The following is a 389-nucleotide window of genomic DNA, read 5'->3' on the forward strand; positions in this document are numbered from 1 at the left end:
TTCACCGCCGCCGTGGCGGTGCTGATCATCGCCTGCCCGTGCGCCCTCGGCCTGGCCACCCCGACCGCCCTGATGGTCGGCACCGGCCGCGGCGCCCAGCTCGGCATCCTCATCAAGGGCCCCGAGGTCCTGGAGAACACCCGCCGGGTCGACACCGTCGTCCTCGACAAGACCGGCACCGTCACCACCGGCCGGATGACCCTGCTCGCCGTCCACACCGCCCCCGGCACCACCGAGGACGAGGTCCTGCGCCTGGCCGGCGCCCTGGAACACGCCTCCGAACACCCCGTCGCGGCCGCCGTCGCCACCGCGGCCGCCGAACGCCTCGGCACCCTGCCCGCCGTCGACGGCTTCCGGAACGTCCCCGGCCTCGGCGTCCAGGGCGTCGT

1 pseudogene is annotated in these 389 nt (G+C 75.6%); it reads left to right on the forward strand.

What is annotated here, in order from left to right:
• Positions 1–389: pseudogene (locus tag ADK60_RS25245) on the forward strand (heavy metal translocating P-type ATPase); the annotation flags it as partial.

The organism is Streptomyces sp. XY431 (assembly GCF_001279805.1).
Taxonomy (GTDB): Bacteria; Actinomycetota; Actinomycetes; order Streptomycetales; family Streptomycetaceae; genus Kitasatospora; species Kitasatospora purpeofusca.